12 protein-coding genes are annotated in these 18,242 nt (G+C 66.1%); 9 read left to right on the forward strand and 3 right to left on the reverse strand.

Going from position 1 to position 18,242, the window contains the following annotated elements:
- Positions 1-187: 187 nt before the first annotated feature.
- Genes ACUSIJ_RS03585 through ACUSIJ_RS03595 form a run of 3 tightly spaced genes read right to left on the reverse strand, consistent with a single transcriptional unit; the run spans position 188 to position 4,622 of the window.
- Positions 188-1,375 (reverse strand): FAD-dependent monooxygenase, encoded by a 1,188-nt coding sequence (locus ACUSIJ_RS03585; RefSeq protein ID WP_449307000.1) that lies wholly within the window; start codon positions 1,373-1,375, stop codon positions 188-190.
- The gene (locus ACUSIJ_RS03590) at positions 1,372-2,637 is read right to left on the reverse strand and encodes an MFS transporter (protein WP_449307001.1); all 1,266 of its coding nucleotides are present in this window, start codon (positions 2,635-2,637) and stop codon (positions 1,372-1,374) included. The genes ACUSIJ_RS03585 and ACUSIJ_RS03590 overlap by 4 nt, the downstream gene beginning before the upstream one ends.
- A complete protein-coding gene (locus ACUSIJ_RS03595; protein WP_449307002.1) occupies positions 2,637-4,622 on the reverse strand; it encodes a TonB-dependent receptor in 1,986 nt (661 codons plus the stop codon). The genes ACUSIJ_RS03590 and ACUSIJ_RS03595 overlap by 1 nt, the downstream gene beginning before the upstream one ends.
- Before the next feature lie 234 nt (positions 4,623-4,856).
- On the opposite strand from ACUSIJ_RS03595, the gene ACUSIJ_RS03600 reads away from it, so the two are divergent.
- The 9 genes from ACUSIJ_RS03600 (at position 4,857) to ACUSIJ_RS03640 (ending at position 18,238) form a co-directional block, all read left to right on the forward strand.
- The gene (locus tag ACUSIJ_RS03600) at positions 4,857-5,837 is read left to right on the forward strand and encodes a helix-turn-helix transcriptional regulator (RefSeq protein WP_449307003.1); all 981 of its coding nucleotides are present in this window, start codon (positions 4,857-4,859) and stop codon (positions 5,835-5,837) included.
- A gap of 315 nt (positions 5,838-6,152) precedes the next feature.
- On the forward strand, positions 6,153-7,601 hold the full coding sequence (locus ACUSIJ_RS03605; protein ID WP_449307004.1) for an alkaline phosphatase: 1,449 nt from the start codon (positions 6,153-6,155) through the stop codon (positions 7,599-7,601).
- Positions 7,602-7,687: 86 nt separating this feature from the next.
- Positions 7,688-8,149: a hypothetical protein gene (locus ACUSIJ_RS03610; protein ID WP_449307005.1), complete on the forward strand. Its 462-nt coding sequence runs from the start codon at positions 7,688-7,690 to the stop codon at positions 8,147-8,149.
- Positions 8,150-8,193: 44 nt separating this feature from the next.
- Entirely contained in the window at positions 8,194-8,394 is a 201-nt protein-coding gene (locus ACUSIJ_RS03615; RefSeq protein ID WP_449307006.1) for a hypothetical protein, read from the forward strand.
- 89 nt (positions 8,395-8,483) lie between these two features.
- Positions 8,484-9,944: a hypothetical protein gene (locus ACUSIJ_RS03620; protein ID WP_449307007.1), complete on the forward strand. Its 1,461-nt coding sequence runs from the start codon at positions 8,484-8,486 to the stop codon at positions 9,942-9,944.
- On the forward strand, positions 9,941-14,140 hold the full coding sequence (locus tag ACUSIJ_RS03625) for a VWA domain-containing protein (protein ID WP_449307008.1): 4,200 nt from the start codon (positions 9,941-9,943) through the stop codon (positions 14,138-14,140). The genes ACUSIJ_RS03620 and ACUSIJ_RS03625 overlap by 4 nt, the downstream gene beginning before the upstream one ends.
- Before the next feature lie 5 nt (positions 14,141-14,145).
- On the forward strand, positions 14,146-15,174 hold the full coding sequence (locus tag ACUSIJ_RS03630; RefSeq protein WP_449307009.1) for an AAA family ATPase: 1,029 nt from the start codon (positions 14,146-14,148) through the stop codon (positions 15,172-15,174).
- 10 nt (positions 15,175-15,184) lie between these two features.
- Positions 15,185-16,051 (forward strand): DUF58 domain-containing protein, encoded by an 867-nt coding sequence (locus tag ACUSIJ_RS03635; RefSeq protein ID WP_449307010.1) that lies wholly within the window; start codon positions 15,185-15,187, stop codon positions 16,049-16,051.
- A 225-nt stretch (positions 16,052-16,276) separates the two neighbouring features.
- On the forward strand, positions 16,277-18,238 hold the full coding sequence (locus tag ACUSIJ_RS03640; protein ID WP_449307011.1) for a TonB-dependent receptor domain-containing protein: 1,962 nt from the start codon (positions 16,277-16,279) through the stop codon (positions 18,236-18,238).
- Positions 18,239-18,242 lie beyond the last annotated feature (4 nt).

Consider the following 18,242-nt stretch of genomic DNA (forward strand, 5'->3'; position numbering starts at 1 on the left):
ACGGCAAGAGATAGCCCGATTGCCGAAGGCATCCGCCTTCTGCGCCCGTTCTGGCCGATCGCGCTGTTCGCGACGGTGATGGGGGGCCTTGAGCGGCCTCGTCTTCGACGAATGGGCGGCGCAACAGGACAAACGCTCGATCCCGACAAGAGAGCGGTCTGCAATAATCGCCTGCCGATATTGCAAGCTACTCACGCACTGCGCCGGACGGGCCGTCCGATCCAGCCAGATCGATTTCCGACCGGATTGCATTCGTAAAATACCGGCCAAGCCATGCCTTCGGCATATATTTGAGCACTGCGTTGCGCAGATGGAACGCGAGCGGGCTTGCGGGGATGAAGGTGGAAGCCATGCGCCGGCTGCGCTGCTGCAGCCGCTCGATGACCGGCCGCAGCCGCTTTTCGTGGTCGCGCAACGCTTCCGGAACCGGCCGTTTCTCCAGCGCGTCGGCAAGCAGCTCGGCGGAGCTGACCGCCATGCCCGCCCCTTGCCCCGACACGAGCGTCAGACAGTGGGCGGCGTCGCCGACAAGCATGACCCGGCCGCGCGACCATTGCGGCAGCTTGACCATGGTCAGGCTGTCGATGAGCGGCGCGGAGCCGGCCTGTGCTGCTTTCAGCATGTCCCGGACGAGGGGATGGCTGCGGCGCGTCACCTGCTCCAGCACACTCCAGCGATCCGGCACCGGAACGGCAGCGGGATCCATCTCCCGCCAGACGTGAAGCGCCGCAAGCCGCCCGTTCTTCAGGGCATAGTATTCGGCGAGATGGCCGGGTTCGGTATAGGACATGAAATCCGAGCCAGGCCGGACCCGTGCGTCAAAATCATAGACAGCGAACCGGTAGCCCATATGCTCGAAATGCCCGGGCACGCTGCCGAACAGCGTCTCACGGGTCGCGGAACGGAAGCCGTCAGCCCCGATCACCAGATCGGCCTCTATCCGCGTACCGTCGTCAAGCGTCACGAACGCCCTGCCCCCGTCATCCAGGATCGAGGAGACCGTCGTGCCGAGGCGGATATCGGCGCTGTCGGGAAGTGCATCGCGCAGCGTCGAGACGAGGTCGGTTCTCAGGAGAGCCACATAAGGCAGGTCGCGCAGGAATTCCCGGTAGCGCAGGCGCAACAGTTCGCGGCCATGCCGGTCGCGGTAGACATTCTCGTTGATGATGTAGGACAAGCCCTCAAGCGTCGGCAGCAGACTCATCCGGGACGCGGTGGCGTAACCGGGGCCCGACAGGCCGAGCATGTAGCCGCCCTCCTCCAGATCCCGGCGTCGATCGACAATCACCGTGTCCCAGCCGATGCGGTTGAGCCACCAGCCCGCCGCGAGGCCCGCGACGCCGGCGCCGACGATGACGGCAACGGAGCGCGTCATGAGTGCGTTTCCTTTACGTAGTCGGAAGGAGGAAGCCGGCGCAGCAGCACGGGCATGGCCAGGACAACCGTGACGGCGGCAAGCGCCGCGAGCGAGAAGCAGATGCCATAGCCGAAGCGCTGGGCAATGGCGCCCGCCGCGAAACCGCACAGGCCGGCGATGAACGCGTCCGCACACTGGAACAGCGTGAAATCGACGCCGGCCTGCAGCGGTGAAGCCAGCCCCATCAGCAGCGAGTAGAGCGTCACGAAGCCGGTTGCCATGGCGACACTCAGCAGGATGAAGAGGCCGGCCAGCAGCACATGGGAGGTGCTGCCAGCCAGCACGACAGCCGTAAGGCCGGCGAGCGCGATCGCCTGCGCAGCGGCTCCCGCGAGGATGGCGCGGCGCGCGCCCAGACGGCGCACCAGCAGGCCGCCGGCAAACGTCCCCGCAAGGCCGGCGACCGTTCCGCCGACCCCTGTCAGCGCGCCGATCAGCGCCAGATCGAGGCCGGCATCGACAAGAAACGGCCCGCCCATGCCCTGTGCCAGCCTGACGCCGAGCTCGAACAGCATGGTCAGCAGAAGGCCGCAGCGTACTTCTGGCCGGGAGAATGCGAACCGCAGGTTGGGACGATGAGGCAAGCCGGTACTGGCCGGCCGGGCCGGCTCTCTCAGCAGCATGAACGGGATGGCGAGGCACAGCACCAGTGCCGCCATGACGATGGCCGCCGGCGCCCAGCCTGCGAAGGCAACGATGACGACGAACAGGCCGCTGCCGAAAACCATGCCGAAATAGCCGCCGCCGACTTGCGCCGTGTTGCCCCAGCCCCTTTGCAGCGGATGCAGTTGCTCGATGGCGAAGGCATCGCAGGCGATATCGACCGTCGCTGACGACAGCGCGACGATGCCCAGAATGAGCAGGAGCACGGCGTGTCGATCCGGCCCGAGCACCGCCAGCGCCAGCAGAACGGCAGCCACGATGGCCTCGCCGACGAGAATGACACGCCGGGAACGCCTGCGCGTGCCAATGGGGAGCCGGTAACGCTCGACCATGGGCGCCCAGAGAAACTTCAGCGCCCACGGCAACATGACGACCGACACAAGGCCGATCATGTCGAGCGCCACCCCGCGATCACGCAGGATCACGGGAATGCCCTGAAAGGTGAGCCCGCCGACAAGTGACTGGGCGGTGTAGATACCCGCAATCGCCACCAGCACGCGGGGAAAGGGCAGCCGCTCGGCTCCGGAAGAACTGCCGCGCACCAGTATCCCGGTCATCAGAACTGCGTCCGCATCGACATGCCGATGACGCGGCCCTGTCCGATCGTATTGAGCGTGCTGCCGTTATAGTCGAAACGCATGGTCCTGTAGGTCGTGTCAGCAATATTGTCGGCAAAGAGCCTGACCGTGAGCCCCTGGTCGAAAGCGAGCTCGAGGCCGGCGTCGAAGGTGGCATAGGCCGATTGCGACAGCGTGTTGGCCTCGTTGAACCATGTCTTGCCGACGAGATGGGCGGCCGCCGTCAGGGTCATGCGGGCCGGAATGACATTCTGTTCGACGTCGTAACGCAGCGACAGGTTGCCCGTTGCGTCCGGCGCATAGGGCACGCGCTTGCCATCATAGCGCTGGCCCGTGAACGGGTCCGTCATGTTCGAGAATTCCGAGCGGCCGAACGCTCCCGTTGCGGTCAATGTCAGCCTGTCGGTGGGACGAACCGTTGCCTCGACCTCGATGCCGGTGCTCTCGGCATCGCCCGCGTTGCGCAACACCTGGAACCACGCCGGCCCGACATAGATCTGCTTGTCCTGCGAGCGGATGTGATAGACAGCGGCGGACAGGTCGAGCTTGCCGTCGAACAGCGCGGCGCGGCCGCCCATCTCGAAGTTCCACGCGGTCTCCGATTTGTAGGGCAGCGCGTCCTCGGCATAGGAAACCGCGTGGTTGAAGCCGCCGGGTTTGTAGCCGCGCGAAACGAGTGCATAGATCCGCGCCGTGTCCGACACCTGATAGCCGAGAGACAGCTTCGGCTGGAAGCTGGTGAAATCTGCGGACCGGTCAAAGTCGAGGCCCATGCCCGTGCCGTAGCTGTCCAGGCGGTGGAAATCGATGGACGCCCGGTCGTAGGACACGCGGGCGCCGGCAGTGACATCCAGCCGGTCCGTCAGCGCATAGGTCGCCTCGCCGAACGCCGCGACGCTCCGGCTGTCGACGGCGTTGTGAGACGGGCCGTAGTAGCCCGGGTAGCCGCCGGTTTCGCGCGTGAAGTCGCTGCTCCAGAACGACACGCCCGCCACCCCGGTCAGGGCGCCACCCGCGTCATAGGTCAGCTTCGCCTCACCGGTAAAACCGCGATCGCTTTCGGGATAATCACCGCCGAAGATCCGGCGATCGAGCGAAACATCCTGGTAGCCGGCATGGCCGGACAGGGTGAAATCGCCGAAGCGATAGCTCGCACGGGCTCCGACCGTCGTCATCTCGCGATCGAGCAGGTTGTAGGAACCGAGGAGGCCGGAGCGATAGCGGCGGCCGCGAACATCCTGATCGAGAATATAGGTCTCCTCGCGCGAGCGCAGTGCCTCGTGTGAAACCCACAGCCCGGCATCCAGGGGGCCGTTCAGCGGCTGGTAACGCAGCGCCAGGCGTCCGCTGAACGTGTTCGACCAGTCGACGAGCCTGTCGGCACGATCGATATCGCGGATCTGCCCGCGATCATGCCGCTGCGTCACGGCGGCATCGAGATAGAGGCTGTCCGGCACCACAACCGCCGTGGTGGCCGCGCCTGCATCGAACAGGCGGTTGGAGGCTGTTCCGGACAGCGACAGCCGCTGCTCCTCGGGCTTGCGTGAAATGATATTGATCACGCCAGCGTAGGCATTGCGCCCGTAAAGCGTACCCTGCGGCCCGCGCAGGAATTCCACTCGCTCGACATCGACGAGATCCTGCACCATCGCCGAAGAGGGCTGCGGAATGCCATCCACATAGACCTGGACGCCGGGATTGTAATAATCCGGGGAGGAAACACCGCGCACGGTGAAGTTTGCGTAGGCGCGATTGCCGCGCGCGTCGATCTTGAGACCGGGGAGCACCTTTTCAAGGTCATTGACCGTAAGAATGTTGCGCTGTTCGAGCGTCTCGCCGGGCAGGACCGAGACAGCACCGTCAATGGATTGCAGCGACTGCTCGCGCTTGCTCGCCGTAACTGTGATGGTGTCCAGAACGAGCGTATCGTCATTTTCCTGCGCATGCACGGGAATAAAGTACATTGCAAGCACAACAACAGAAAAATTCCAAACAAACGTTCTTGTTGAGAGCATTTCTAAACAACCTTGACCTTTTCGATGCTATTCATTTGATCTAAAGAGCGTCGCAAGAGGTTGTCTAACGCTATCGGTACCTGTATTAACGGGATCGGGACTTTGACCACCCCCTGAAATGAGCGGGCTCCTAAGTGTGGCCGACAAACCACATACCCGGAACGCCGCAGCGCGCAGGACACCATGACCGCCCCATCACCCGACGGTCCTCGCTATGAGCCGAGGGGCCTTGTGACCAACCTGTCGGAGACGGTGCCCGGCACCTGGCGAGACGCCGTCGACCGGCAGCTAGAGGAACTCGGCTGGCGACAGAGAGTTCGTGTCGAGCGGCCCGACGAAACGGTGACGATTTACGCCGTGGACACACCGGTGCCCAAGGATGTCACCTTCAGTGCATCCGGACCGCCGACTTTCTCGATCAGCGTATTTCTCGACGGCAGGGGCACGCTTGCCATCGACGGTGCGGCACCACTGCATTTCAGCGACGGCACTGCCGCGCTCTTCGCCAGCAACGGATTCAGCAGCGGCACGGACACCATCCTGGCGACGGCGAAGCTGCGCTTCGTCGATATACGGTTTGAAATCGATCATCTCCTCAAGCTCGGAGGGCTGCCGCTTGCCCGCTTCGGCGGTGCGCTGCTGACGGAATACAGCGTCCCGGAGAGCGGAATCTTCCTGATCGGGTTTCCGGCCCATGCCGCGCTCGCACGCGTCGCCAGCGAGATGCTCGCCTGTCGGATGGACGAGGGGCTGGCGCGGCGGCTCTATCTTTACAGCAGGTCCGTCGAGGCCCTGAGCATCGTCGTGTCGACCTTGGAGAATGCCGCCGGTAGTCTGCCGGCCTTACGCCCGGACGAACAACGAAAGATCGCGAACGCTCGCCGGCTGCTTGAGGAGAGTTATCCGGAAAACTGGACGATCGCCCGCCTGTCCCGCGAGGTCGGGCTGAATGAGCGTCAGCTCAAGCAAGGCTTTCGCCGGATCGTCGGCAATTCCATCCACGCCTATCTGAAGGAGGTGCGACTGAACGCAGCGGCCTCGCTTCTGCTGGAGGGACGCAGTGTGACGGAAGTCGCGCTGTCGGTAGGCTTCGAAAGCCTCAGCCACTTCAGCAAGGTCTTCCGCGAGGCCAGGGGAACGTCCCCCAGTCGGTACAGGGGATGAAGCCGGGACCGGAGCTGAACGGTTTCCCGGTGCGGCGGATGACGGGCAGATGCCTTTCGCAAACGTTTCGGCACCCGCCCGCAATATCTGGAGCGGGTTGCATCATTGTTGATCAAGGTCTGTTGCGTAACCCACTCTCATTTCTTTAGTTTTTTTGACACTGGCGGACCCGAACTCTCCTCTTCCCGGTCCCGTTGCCGTCGCGGCCCCGCCCGGTCGATCCGCGCCAAAGTCTGCTGTCGTTAAGATGCAATGTTATTACGATACCGGAGTCTGGGCGATGGAACCTCCGTCCTGCTTCCTCTGGAGACCGATATGACCATTCTCAAAAAGATTGCGCTTGGCCTTTGCCTTGCATCCGCGCTGACAGCGCCTGCCCTTGCGCAGAACCCGCAGGCCAAGAATGTCATCGTGCTCATCACCGACGGCGCCGGTATCGAGACGTGGCGCGCGGCAAGCTTCTTCCGCCACGGCGCGCTCGGCCACGAGGCCTACGACGATTTCGACGTCAAGGTCTTCGCCTCGACCTATCCGCTCAACACCTCGAACGAACCCACCAACACCAACGAGGGCTCTGTCACCTTCGATCCCGCCAAGCTCTGGGACGACGCGAAGGTCGACACCGTGTTCGAGGGCAGCCTCGGCGCCTTCCCCGGCTTCTTCGCCGGCTATGACTATACCCGCGCCGACTTCACCGACAGCGCCGCCGCCGCCACCGCACTCGCTTCCGGCACCAAGACCTACAATAACGCGATCAACTGGTCGAACACCGGCGAGAAGCTGAAGCACATCGGCGAATATGCCGTCGAATCCGGCCGCTCGCTCGGCGTCGTCACCTCGGTCGAGTGGTCGCACGCCACGCCCGCCGGCTTCCTCGCCCACAACGTCAGCCGTAACGACTATGTCGGCCTCGGCAAGGAGATCGTCGACAGCGGCCTCGCCACCGTGGTCATGGGCACCGGCCATCCCTACTACGAGGGCGAGGGCACGCGCGTCGAGAACCCCGACGATCGGGCCTTCCGCTTCGTCGGCGGCAGGGACACCTGGGAGCGCCTGACCTCCGGCCAGACCGACTATGCCCACATCGAGACGAAGGCCGACTTCGAGGCGCTCGCCAAGGGCGAACTCGACCTCAAGGGCAAGTCGAAGGTGATCGGCACGGCCCAGAACATCCAGACCCTGCAGTTCAACCGCCCGGGCGTCACCGCCGGCAACCGGCTCGACAACACTCCGGACCTCAAGACCATGGCGCTCGGCGCCATCAACCTGCTTGAGAAGAACGACAACGGCTTCTTCCTCATGGTCGAGGGTGGCGCTGTCGACTGGGCCGCGCACGCCAACAACCTGCCGCGCCTCATCGAGGAGCAGATCGACTTCAACGAGATGGTCGAGGCCGTCGTCGATTGGGTCGAGAACAAGAGCTCCTGGGACGAGACGCTGGTGATTGTCACCACCGACCACGGCAACGGCCTGCTGCAGGGGCCCGATTCCAACGTCAACGCCTACAGCCCAGTCGTCAACCAGGGCGCGGGTGCGCTGCCGCTGGTCCGCTGGCACACCGACAACCACACGCGTGAGCTGGTGCCGCTCTATGCGCACGGCGTCGGCGCCGACTTCTTCGTGAAGAATGCGCAGAAGGACCCCGGCCTTGCCGCCTATGACGTGCCGGAGGAAAGCCGGGTCTACGTCGACAACACCGACGTGTTCCGCGCCGGTCTGAATGCCTTCGGGATCGCCGCGCCGACCAAGGCGGCGGCCAACTGATCCGCGGCCGGCAAGTACGCCACCGCGCATGCCCGATCGTCCGTGGAGGACCGCAGAGGCCCTCCACCCTTTCCCGGAGACCGATCATGCTTTTCCGTTCCGGCCTTCTGGCCAGCATTATGATTTCGCTCGCCATCCCGGCTGCCGTTCACGCGGCGGACGACAAGCCGTTGACCAAGAGCGGCAAGGCGTGGGCCACCGTCCGCAAGGCTGTCCGGCAGGACAACACCGTGGCCATCGAGTTGCGCTTCGAGACCGACTACGAGGGCTACTCGGGCGAAACGATCTACGAGAAACTGTCTGCCGACGCGATGGATGACGCCATCTACCTGACCGCGGGCGACAAGCGCTACCCGCTCCACCGCGAGAACGGCAAGGCCGCCGCGCCCGGAGCGCTCAAACTCACGTTCAATTACGACCCCAAGAAGAATCCGCGCGTCGGCGACTGGAAGGCGCAGTTCGACGCCCCGCCCGCCGAGGCCGCGGAGGTCACGCTGACGCTTCCAAACGTTGCGCCCATCGGGCCGATCGCGGTCAAGACCCAGTAACGGCCGGTCGCACCATCGTTCCGCACCTCTTTCGGAGATCCATCATGAGCGAGACCGCACGCACCAAGACCTTCCGCGCCCAAGGCGATACCGGCGTCGTCTACACCGTCGTCGAGACGCACAGCGTCAGCGAAGCCGGAGAAAAAGAGACTGCCTATGCGCTTTCCGACGGTCGCAAGGTCGAGAAGGTCGGCGACGACCAGTTCGAGATCGTCGAGACCAAAGAGCTGATTTCCTGGATCTGAATACAGGGCGGGACGGCCGCACCGGGTTGCCGCCGTCCCACTTCCTTGCAGCGCAAGCTTCTTTCGCTGCTCGACAGGAGGAACTGCCTGTGGACCGGGCGGTTGAGAATACAGAAGCGCGAGCCGAGATCGGGCGTTTCCTGCAGGCAGTCAGGAGACGCGAAACGGCAGGACGGTTGATTGTCGCGCTTTCCATCGGCGCTATCGCGGGCTTGCTGACGGCGGCATTAGTCGTATTCAACGCCAGAATCCACCTGTTGCCGGTTGCAGTCACCGACAACGATGCGGCTTGGTGGGGCATGGCGGCGGGGCTCTCCGTCGCGGCATGCCTTGCCGCCGGCGCGCTCCGGCAGCGCCCTTCCCTCATCCGCGTTGCCCGCCGGATCGAGCGCCGTCTGCAGGTTTTGCAAGCGCTTTCCACTGCGCTTGACATCGGCAGCGCTCCCGCACCGGACGGCCCCGTCGCGCAAGCCCTGCTGGAAGACGCCCGCACCATCGCGCGCAGCACCCCGTTACGGAAGGCAGCGCCGCTCGCCACCCGCGCGCTGCGCCTGTCGCTGGTGGCCATGCTGATCGCGGGCGCGTCCCTGTGGGGCGCGCAGCTCCTCCCGTCAGGGGCAACCGATCGGCCGCGCGCAGCGGCGTCCGGTGACGAGGCTGCGGCCGAAAATGCCGTCGCAGCCGAACAGCCTCCGAAACCAGCCGACGCCGTGGACGCAGCGGCGCAGCAGAGCCCGCGCACGCTTCCCCAACGGGATAACACCGCGCTTTCCCCTCGCGGCCTGCCTGACTCTTCCCCGCAGCGGGACGCCGCGCGCGTGCGGGCCGACATGTCGGAACGGCTGCCCGACGAGTTCGCCGGGCCGTTTGAGGCGCTTGCCGCCGCCAGCCGACATGGTGAAGAGCCGGACGACATATCGGGCCTGCCCGCCGGCCGGACCGGATCATCCGCAATGCGTCCCGACGATGCAGGGATCTTCGGGGATGACGCGGTTCATGATTCGATACGGAGGGCTGATGCAGCGCAGCAGCGCGCGGCGCGCGGCATGGCGCAAACGTCGACGCCCCGGTCGTCACCCGACGCCCGCCTCTCCCCGGACGCAGCCGCACAGGGCGGCGACGCCACTCCGCCTTGGGCCATGCGGCGATCGGACCCTCGGGCAGCTGCCGCCATGACCATGAGCGGGAGAGGCGACGCCGAGCGACGGGACAGCGCCTTTTCCGCCACCGGTACGGCGGCGCCATCTGCGCCGGGTAACGCCCTTCCGGAAGAAGCCGCATCGGGCCAGCAGCTTGAGGTCTATACGACAACGCCCAACGAGGGCCGCAGGGTGCGGCTCTACGTCGAACCGCAGGCGGAGCGCGACGCGCGACGCGCGCGGCAGATGGAGGCGAACGCGGATACCGGCAGGGTCTGGGCGCCCGTCGCCGTCGCACCGGTTGTCCGGCAGGCCATCGCTGCGGATCGCGCCGGCATCGTGACGCGATACTTCTCAGCGCCCGGCACCAGCCCCGATGACCGGCCCGGCCAGGGACGCTCCGGACAATGAGCTTCATCGCCCCCGTATGGCTCGCCCTTCTGGCGTTGCTGCCCGTCGTGCTCGCCCTGCACACACGTGCGCGCCGTGCCGTCGTCGTGCCGGGGCTGATGCTGTGGAAGCGTGTGCAGGGCGTGGCCGGCTGGACAGCCGCCGCCCGGCGTCGGCCACGTCCGAACGCGCTGCTGCTTCTCCAGCTTCTCGCGGTGCTGCTCGCGGCGCTCGCGCTGGCGCGCCCGCTGTGGGGACCGGGAGGCGATGCCGATCACATCGTCATCGTGCTCGACACCTCTGCCAGCATGCAGACGCGCTCGGGCTCCTCCACGCGGTTCGGGGAAGCGCTGGAGCGGCTTGCACGCTTCGCGGCAACCGGCAACGGAGCAGCGCGGGTGTCGCTCGTCACAACCGGCATTGCCGCGCGACCCGTGATCGCTCGCCAGCCGTTCAGACCCGAGGTGCTGCGCGGGGCGATTGACGAAGTGGAAGCAACGGAGGGTGCGGCCGACGTCGCCGGACTGTCGGCCCTGTTGACCACCTTGCTGCGTGCAGGAGAAACGACCCGGATCGTCAGCCTGTCCGACGCGCCGCTGCCGCACGAGGCCGCCGAGGCGGCAGGCGGCGCTGCCGTCGATACGATCATTGTCGGCACGCCCGCCAGCAACAAGGGCTTGAACGCCCGTCTCGTGCCCGTCGCGCCGGAAGACGGGCGATGGACGGTCGAGGGTGCTATCAACCGCGCATCCGGACCGGAAGCGACGGCGATCGCCGTAAAGTTCACGCCTGCGGGACAAACCGCCGCGCGAGAACGACAGCGCCTCGAGGTCAGCGGCGCATCATCCTTCGCCGCCGAACTCGATCTGCCGGGTGCGGGTGTCGTGGAACTCGCCCTGCCCGAGGACGCCGCCGATTTCGACAACCGCGTCCGCTTCGTCGTCACCGGCCGCCCGCAAACGATGTCGATCCTTCATATCGGTCCAGGTGGGCAGCCACTCGTCGAGGCTCTTCAGGCGGTCGGAGGCGTCGAGGTCCAGCAGGCATCGGCATTGCCGGACGATCTCGACCCTTTCGATCTCATCGTGATCGACAACACGCAGGTCCCGCGCCGGCCGGAGGTCTCATCCCTGTGGATCGGCGATGCCGGCGTTGCCGGAGAAGGCCTGCGCCCGCTGCCCGGCGGAACTCTCGACCAATGGGACGGCAGCCATGCGCTGACCGGCGGCATCGACTGGAGCGCGCTTCAGTTCGAGGCCGCGGCTTCCCTTACCCCGCTCGACGGCGCGGTCACGCTTCTGGCGGCGCAGGGACATCCGGCGCTGACGGCGCGCACGACGCCGGAGGGCGGCGACATCCACCTTGCCTTCGACCCGCGCCGATCGAACTGGGCGCGGCAGCCGAGCCTTGTGCTGTTCGCGGCCAATCTCGTCGAATGGCTCGGCTTTCAACCCGGTGGTTTTCTCGCACCCGCCTGCGTGGTCGGCACGGAATGCGCCGTCCCGCGCCATTTCAGCGGCGGAACGCTGACGCGTATGGATGCCAGCAACCCGGATGGCGGCGACGCCCCCGCCCGCGCCATCGCCGCATCCCGTTTCGTACCGGAGCGGGCCGGCCTGTTCGGGCTGGAGCATAACGGCAGGACCGCGCTTCTTGCCGTCAATCCCGCGAGGACCGATGAAAGCGCCGTCGACGCCTCGGGCGCTCAGCCAACACCCCCAAGCGACACGACCGCGCCCGCCGAAATCACGGCGGCTTTCATCATCGTGCTCCTGGTGGTGCTGCTGGCCGAGGGCGTTCTTTTCCGCCGGCGGCAAGGCAGGAGCAGGCGCCTGCCGTGGCTGCGCGTCGCGATCCTGGCGCTGGTGCTGCTGGCGCTTTTCGATCCGCCGTTGCCGTTTCCCTCCCGCCGGGAAGCGACGGTCGCCATCCTCGATCCGGGTATGCGTCCGGCCGATGCGGCGATTGCGCCCGATGCAATCGTGGTCATCAACAGCGCCATTCCCCAGATCGCCGATGGCTCCACGACGCCTCCCGCCGGAGCCGCGTTCCGGGGCGACATGGCCGCCGCCTTGCAACTCGCCGCGGCGCTGCTGCCGCGGGACGGCGTGCGCCGCATCCTGATGCCGCCGCCGCTCGCCCACGAGGCGGACACTGCGGGCGCCCTCGTCACGGCGCTGGCGCGGCGCGGCGTCGCCTTCAGCCCGCTCGCGCCTGCAGGGCCGATGGGCGAGACCGGCGTCTCATCCGTGGAAGCTCCGTCACCGGTCTATGCGGGGGACAGCTTCGCGCTCACCCTAAAGGTACATGCGGCCGCGGCTGCCCCCGCAACCGTCCATATCACCCGCAATGACGAACCGCTTGGCGATCTCGCCATCGCTCTCCAAGCGGGTGCCAACCGCATCGATATTCCCGTTATGGCTGAACGGGCGGGCGAGACATTCTTCAATGTGAGCCTTTCTGTCGCTGACCATCCGCAGACGGGCAACGAAACCAACGGTGTGTGGGTCACCGTGCGCCAACCGGCACGCATCGCCGTGATCTCGCCGCAGGCGGGCAAGCGCGAGGAGTTCGCCCGCATGCTCAGGGAGCAAGGCTTAGATGCCATTACACTGGAGCCGCGCGCAGCCCCCGCGCGCACCGAAGACTGGCTCGCGTATGACGGCATCGTGTTGATGAACGTGCCGGCCATTGCGCTGGAGACACGCCGGCAGACGTCACTGGAAGAGGCCGTGCGCGACCATGGCCGCGGGCTTTTCCTGTTGGGTGGTCCGGACAGCTTCGGCCCCGGCGGCTATCTTGCCACACCGCTTGAGCGGCTATCGCCATTGTCGAGCCGGATCCCGCGCGACGTTCCGGAAACGGCGCTCGTCTTCGTGCTCGACCGCTCCGGCTCCATGTTGCAGACGGTGGGCACGAAGACGCGCCTCGACATCGCGAAACAGGCGGTGATGGCCGCCGCCGGCCTGCTCGACGCCCGTAGCCGGATGGGCATCGTGATGTTCAGCGCCGATGCGGAAACCGTGTTTCCGTTGCAGCCGGTAAACGACCCTGCCGAGGTCGCGCGAGCACTGGCGGGCGTGCGGGCAGGCGGCGGCACGGCCATCTATCCAGGGCTCGTCTCTGCCTACAGCCAGTTGCGCGACAACCCGGCGGCCGCGCGCCACGTGGTGGTGATGACCGATGGCATGAGCGACCTCGCCGATTTCCAGACCCTGCTCGGCAACATGCGCGCTGAGGGCATCACCGTATCGACCATCGCCATCGGCTCGACCGCGGAAACCAGCATCGCCGAGGATATCGCCCGGCTGGGCGGCGGCGCCTTTCATGCCTCCGGCGATTTCGAGGCACTGCCCTCGATCATCTCGCAGGAAACGCTGCTCTCCGCGAGCTCCCCCATCGAGGAGATCACGACACAACCGCTACGGGTGGCAACGGACGAGCCATTCCTCGCCGGGCTGCCGGAGCGGCTGCCGCCCGTCCACGGCTTCGTGCGCACGACGGCGAAGCCGCAGGTGCATCTGTCGTGGATCGTACTCGACGAACGGCAGGAGCCCGTGCCCTTTCTCGCCACCTGGCGCTACGGTCTCGGGCAGGTGCTCGCCGTGGCGGGCGACGGCATGGGACCGTGGTCGCGTGCGTGGGAGGCGATGGACGACTATCCCCGCCTGTGGTCGCAAGCCATGCGCCAGTTCCTGCCCGTCCTCCCGCAACCGGGCCTCGACATCACGGCCAGGCGCATCGGCGACCGCATCGATGTGCGCGTCACGGAGGCTGCACGCTCCGACGAGCCGCCGGTCCTCACAATGAAGACGGCGGACGGTCAGGAGCAACAGTTGCCGCTGACCGGCAACGTCGATGGCCCCGCGGAAACCGGCGCGTGGCAGGCCTCGTTCTTTCCCGAAACGGCGGGCGACATTGCACTGTCCGCTGGCGCGGGCGAGAGCGAAGCGGGCCTGCGCCTCCATATCGCCCGTTCCGTCAGCCGCGACCAGCCGGACAACACCGTCGATCTGCCGTCTCTGCTGCTTCTCAGCGGCAGCGCGGGCGGCGGTACGGACACAACCGCCAGGAGCCATTGGCAAACCGTCCGGGCGTGGCCGTTCTTCCTCGTCCTCGCACTGGTCCTTTTCATGCTTGAGCTGGCGTACCGCCACACCGGCTCCCCCGCTGGCCGTATTCCCCGCGAAACGCGCAAGCATAGTCACCAAGGATAGTCATCATGCCGACTTCACCCGCCCCGGCACCGCCCACACCCACGCCGGACGACACTTCTTCCCTTGAGCACCTGCTCGCTGCCCTTCAGAACGCGCGGCGTGAAATGAACGAGGTCGTTCTCGGTCAGCCGGGCCTCGTCACGCGCTTGCTGATCGGGCTGATCGCCGGCGGCCATATCCTGATCGAGGGGCCTCCCGGTGTCGGCAAGACGCTGACCGTGAAGACCCTCGCCGACGTCGCCGGCCTCGCGTTCGCGCGGGTGCAGTTCACGCCCGACCTGATGCCCGCCGACATCACCGGCTCGATGGTGCTTGCGCCGGATGCGGAGGGCCGCAACACCCTGACCTTCCAGCCCGGCCCGGTCTTCACCCAGCTGCTGCTCGCCGACGAGATCAACCGGGCAACGCCGCGCACGCAATCGGCGCTGCTCGAAGCCATGCAGGAGAAAACCGTGAGCGCGGCGGGCACCACGATGGCGCTGCCGCGTCCCTTCGTGGTGCTTGCGACCCAGAACCCTATCGAGATGGACGGCACCTATCCGCTGCCCGAGGCGCAGATCGACCGCTTCCTGTTCCGGCTCGACGTCAGCTACCCGGATGCCGAAACGCTCGTCGCCATTCTCGGCGCAACCACGGGCGTCCGCGTGCGCGAGGCAAAGCGGTTCCTTTCGCCGGACGACATCCTGGCCCTGCAAGCGCTGGTGCGCAGCGTGCCGGTGGCCGCGCATGTCGCGCGCGCGGTCGCGCTTTTCACTGTTTCGACCCAGCCGGGTTCCAGCGGAGCCGGCGCGGATGTCAACCGCTTCGTCCGCTTCGGTTTAAGCCCGCGCGGCGCGCAGGCGCTGATGCTGGCGGCCAAGGGCCATGCGCTGCTCAGCGGCCGCCACCACGTCGCCTTTGAGGATCTGCGCGCCGTGCTGCTCCCGGCGACGCGCCATCGCATCCAGCTCAATTTTCAGGGCCGCGCCGAAGACATCAACATCGAAAGACTGGTCCTCGACCTGTTCGACCATACCGTCAGGACGGTCGCATGAGGCCGATGCCATGAAGCCGTCTCCACAACTGCTCGACCGGCTGGCAGGCGCCCGCCTGCGCATCACCTCGGCCGAACCGTCCGTCAACGCCGGAGAGCGGCGCTCGCGCGCCCTGGGCGCCGGACTCGAGTTCGCCGGCCACCGCCCCTATCGGGAAGGCGACGACGTCCGCCATCTCGATCCGCGCCTCATGGCCCGGCTGGGCGATCCGTGGGTGCGCCAGTATGCGGTGGACCGGAAACTGCCGGTGTTCGTGTTGCTCGATGCCAGCGCCTCCATGCTCTGCGGCTCGGCGGCTCGCTACGAGCTGGCGGCGATGCTGGCGCAATTGTTCTGTTTCGTCGCCCTGGCTTCCGGCGATCAGGTGCAACTCGGCTTCGCCGGCGACAACCTGCGGTGGTCGCAACGCCTTCATGGATCGAGCCGCGCCGGGGAACTGTTTGCGTGGCTCGAACGCCAGCAGCCCGGCGGTGACGCGCCCTTCAGCAGGGCGTTGCAGGCCGCGCTCGGCGCCATGCCGCCGTCGAGCCTCGTCGTCATGCTCAGCGACTGGCTCGACGATGCTATCGACGGATCGCTGAAACCGCTCGCCGCCGCCGGGCATGAGCTCGTCGCCGTCCACATCGCCACTTCCCAGGACATGGCGCCGGTCACACAGGGGGCGGTGATGATGACAGACAGCGAGACCGGCGAGCCTATGGCAATTGTGCTCGACGACGAAACGATCCATCGCTACAGACAGGCCTTCGACGGCTGGCAGCAAGAACTCTCCGCGACGTTGACCCGCCTGCGCGGCCGTTACTTCCTCGTCGGAACGGATACCGATCCCGCGCGCTTCTTCCTTCATACGCTACGGGCAGCAGGCCTGCTCGGATAGCCGCCGATAACCACCCCGACAGACGAAGAGTGGGACGACGAGACCGACGCCTGTCGCCCCATCGCCGTCCAGACGGTGTTTTGCCGTTGCATTGCACCGCTGCCGGGAGAGGGTTGTTGACAATCCCACATTCGGGTCTTGCGCTACAGGCGCCTACACTTTACACAACGTTATAACATATCATTTTCAGCATTATCCTCCTCCGGCACCAGCACAGGGGCTTCAATGACCCGCATACGCCCGTTGAAAACCCGTTCCTTCCTCATTGCCGCCTTCGTCGCTGCCCCTGCTGTTGCAGCCCACGGCCAGTCGAGCGTGGAAAACGCGGAAATCGTCCTTGACCCCGTTGTCGTGACGGCGACATCGGGGGAGCGGTCCCTCAGGGACGCACCGGCGAGCGTCACGGTCGTACCGGGTGAGGAACTGCGGGAACGGCCCGTGCGCGACCTTGCCGACGCCGTCAATGGCACTCCCGGTGTGCAACTGACCGGCATCGGGCTCGGCCGGCGGGGGATTTCTCTGCGGGGCATGCTGCCCGACCACACGCTCGTCCTTGTCGACGGCATGCGCATCAGCAATTCGGCCTCGGCCATCGCCCATTCGGATTTCGAGCTTGGCTGGGTGCCGCCCGAGGCGATCGAACGGATCGAGGTTGTGCGCGGTCCCATGTCGTCGCTGTACGGCTCGGAGGCGCTCGGGGGCGTCGTCAATATCATCACCCGGCGCGCGACCGACGTATGGCGCGGCTCGTTCTCGACCTGGGGCGCATTCCCGGAGCACGGGCGCGGCGGCAACGGTTACAACCTCAGCAGCTATGTCGGTGGTCCCGTCATTCCGGGCGTTCTCGGGCTCAATCTGTGGGGCCAGTTCCGGGGCAGGACGGAGCTTGCCTCGCCTGACAATCCGCGGCTGTCATCGCTTGGTGACGAGAAAGCCTTCACGGGCACCGCAGCGCTCACCTGGACGCCGGATGCGCGACAGCGCATCGATCTTTCCTACAGCGGCGGATATGAGGAGAGGTGGAGCAACCTGCAGGGCGCAGGACCCTTCCCGACCTTTTACCGCTCCGAAGACGAGATCTGGCGCCAGCGGCTCTCGTTGTCGCACGAAGGCAACTGGGACTGGGGCACGAGCCGGCTGCGCTTCTACAACATGACGCTCAGGCGCGAGAATGCCCGCAGCGACGGCGCTCCGGCTTCCGGCCCGCACAGGTTCATCGACACCGTCGGCGACGGGCAGATCAGCTTCTCTCCCTTCACCAACCACAAGTTCACGCTCGGCGGCGAGATCCGTCAGGAGAAGCTGAGGGATCCGACGGTCAACGATGCGGGGCGCGCGCAGCAGACCCACTATGCCGGCTTCATCCAGGATGAGATTTCGCTTGGGCAGCAACTCGAGCTGGTGCTTGGCAGCCGCTTCGACCATCATGAGGAGTTCGGCTGGCATGCGAGCCCGCGCGCCTACCTCCTCTACCACTTCAATGATGCGCTCACCTTCAAGGGCGGCGTCGGCAGCGGCTTCAAGGCGCCGACGCTGAAGCAGCTCTCGCCCACCTACGAGGCCATCGCCGGCGGCGGCCGCTTCACCATCGTCGGCAATCCCGATCTCAAGCCGGAAACCAACCTCTCCTTCGAGGTCGGCGCCGAATACCAGCAGGGCATCTGGTCGGCACGGGTCATGGCCTTCCAGAACAATGTCGAGGATCTCATCCAGGCCGTCTGTGTCCTGCGCTGCACCGGCGCGCCCGGCGCACAATGGTCCTACAGGAATGTCGACGAGGCGCGCATCCGCGGTGTCGAGCTTGGCGGCGGCGTGGAGCTGTTGCCGAACCTACGGCTCGACGCCAACTACACCTATCTCGACCCCATCGACAGGGAAACGGGCGAGCGCCTGCCGGACCGATCCCGGCACGCGGCGAACGCCACGCTCGCCTGGTCGCCGCTCGAAAACCTGACCACCTCTCTGCGGATCAACTACGTTGGCGCGCAGAGGACGACGACCGCATCCGGACGCCAGCCGGCGTATACGATGGTTTCCGTCTATGGCGATTATGCCATCAACGAGGCGATCCATCTTCAGGTGGGTATCGAGAACATCACGGATGTCCGCCTCGCCGACGAGTCCGCCGACTATGCCTTCGCGGACGAAGGGCGGCGCTATTTCCTCGGCCTGCGGGCGAAGTTCTAGCCGG

Source organism: Pseudochelatococcus sp. B33 (assembly GCF_053570585.1).

What these genes read in the sequence shown, in the direction of transcription:
- ACUSIJ_RS03585 (WP_449307000.1), bottom strand. Translation starts at nt 1,375, where the DNA reads ATGACGCGCTCCGTTGCCGTCATCGTCGGCGCCGGCGTCGCGGGCCTC.
- ACUSIJ_RS03590 (WP_449307001.1), bottom strand. Translation starts at nt 2,637, where the DNA reads ATGACCGGGATACTGGTGCGCGGCAGTTCTTCCGGAGCCGAGCGGCTG.
- ACUSIJ_RS03595 (WP_449307002.1), bottom strand. Translation starts at nt 4,622, where the DNA reads ATGTACTTTATTCCCGTGCATGCGCAGGAAAATGACGATACGCTCGTT.
- ACUSIJ_RS03600 (WP_449307003.1), top strand. Translation starts at nt 4,857, where the DNA reads ATGACCGCCCCATCACCCGACGGTCCTCGCTATGAGCCGAGGGGCCTT.
- ACUSIJ_RS03605 (WP_449307004.1), top strand. Translation starts at nt 6,153, where the DNA reads ATGACCATTCTCAAAAAGATTGCGCTTGGCCTTTGCCTTGCATCCGCG.
- ACUSIJ_RS03610 (WP_449307005.1), top strand. Translation starts at nt 7,688, where the DNA reads ATGCTTTTCCGTTCCGGCCTTCTGGCCAGCATTATGATTTCGCTCGCC.
- ACUSIJ_RS03615 (WP_449307006.1), top strand. Translation starts at nt 8,194, where the DNA reads ATGAGCGAGACCGCACGCACCAAGACCTTCCGCGCCCAAGGCGATACC.
- ACUSIJ_RS03625 (WP_449307008.1), top strand. Translation starts at nt 9,941, where the DNA reads ATGAGCTTCATCGCCCCCGTATGGCTCGCCCTTCTGGCGTTGCTGCCC.
- ACUSIJ_RS03630 (WP_449307009.1), top strand. Translation starts at nt 14,146, where the DNA reads ATGCCGACTTCACCCGCCCCGGCACCGCCCACACCCACGCCGGACGAC.
- ACUSIJ_RS03635 (WP_449307010.1), top strand. Translation starts at nt 15,185, where the DNA reads ATGAAGCCGTCTCCACAACTGCTCGACCGGCTGGCAGGCGCCCGCCTG.
- ACUSIJ_RS03640 (WP_449307011.1), top strand. Translation starts at nt 16,277, where the DNA reads ATGACCCGCATACGCCCGTTGAAAACCCGTTCCTTCCTCATTGCCGCC.